This window comes from Kitasatospora sp. SUK 42, from assembly GCF_015776785.2.
GTDB lineage: Bacteria > Actinomycetota > Actinomycetes > Streptomycetales > Streptomycetaceae > Kitasatospora.
The window spans coordinates 1-1,161 of sequence record NZ_LFMD02000027.1 but is presented as its reverse complement, the minus strand read 5'-3'; the positions used below and the strand labels follow the sequence as shown (position 1 = coordinate 1,161).

Here is a 1,161-nt window from a genome sequence, read left to right as displayed (position 1 = left end):
GGCGGTTTCTAGTGGTCGTTGCAACACGTGGTCGGTTGTCTAGGCCGCGAGGAGTTTAGCCAGGCGCTCGGCTGGGGTTTCCCAGCCGAGCGTCTTGCGTGGACGGCGGTTGAGCTGGTCGGCGACGGCCGCCAGGTGTTCCGGGGTGTGGACCGACAGGTCGGTGCCCTTGGGGAAGTACTGCCGCAGCAGTCCGTTCGTGTTCTCGTTCGAGCCGCGCTGCCAGGGGCTGGCCGGGTCGCAGAAGTAGACCGGGATGTCGGTGGCGAGTGTGAAGTCGCGGTGGCGGCCCATCTCGCTGCCCTGGTCCCAGGTCAGGGAACGCTTCAGCTCGACGGGGAGCGTCCGGGCGGTGGCCACCAGGGCGTCGCGCACCGTCTCGGCCGTGTGATCGCCGGGCAGGTGCAGGAGCATCACGTAGCGGGTCGCGCGTTCGACAAGGGTGCCGATCGCAGACTTCTGGTCCTTGCCGATGATGAGGTCTCCCTCCCAGTGGCCGGGGACGGCCCGGTCCTCGGCCTCGGCGGGGCGCTCGCTGATCATGACCATCGGGTCGGCGAACCGGGGCTGGCGGCGGTTGGCCTGCCGCTGGGGTCTGCGCCGGGCGCGTCCGCTCCGCAGGGCGCCGGCCAGCTCGCGCCGCAACTGCCCTCGGCCCTGGACGTAGAGAGCCTGGTAGACGGTCTCGGGAACCACGTGCATCTCCGGCCGGTCGGGGAACTGTGCCCGCAGAGCGTGACATACCTGCTCCGGACTCCACCGCTCGTCCAGCATCGCCTGGACGGCGTCCCGCAGCTCCGGGTTCGACAGGATCTTGCGGGGCTTGGGCCGGGGCCGGCGGGCGTCGGCGCGGGCCTGGGCCGCGTGCGGCCGGTAGTGCCACCGGCCGTGGCGGCCGTCGGTGCGGTTGCGGCGGATCTCCCGGCTGACCGTCGACGGACTGCGGCCCAGCTCGGCCGCGATCTCGCGGATGGAGGCCTTCTCCCGCAGCCGGTCGGCGATGTGGATCCGTTCGTCCTCGCCGAGGTACCTCGAACGCCCACAAGGCGGCGCCACCGCTGTCAGCGGTGGCGCCGCCTTGTTCCTGCCGGACGAATTGCGCCCGTAGAGCCAACGCCTACCGGTCCGGTCGTTGATACCGAGGACCCGGCACGCCTCGGC

At 71.3% G+C, this 1,161-nt stretch carries 1 protein-coding gene; it reads right to left on the bottom strand.

Features of this window, described 5'->3' with window-relative positions; translation table 11 throughout:
- Window positions 1-39 precede the first annotated feature (39 nt).
- The gene (locus RZ50_RS28530; RefSeq protein ID WP_254803363.1) at window positions 40-1,065 is read right to left on the bottom strand and encodes an IS30 family transposase; all 1,026 of its coding nucleotides are present in this window, start codon (window positions 1,063-1,065) and stop codon (window positions 40-42) included.
- Window positions 1,066-1,161 lie beyond the last annotated feature (96 nt).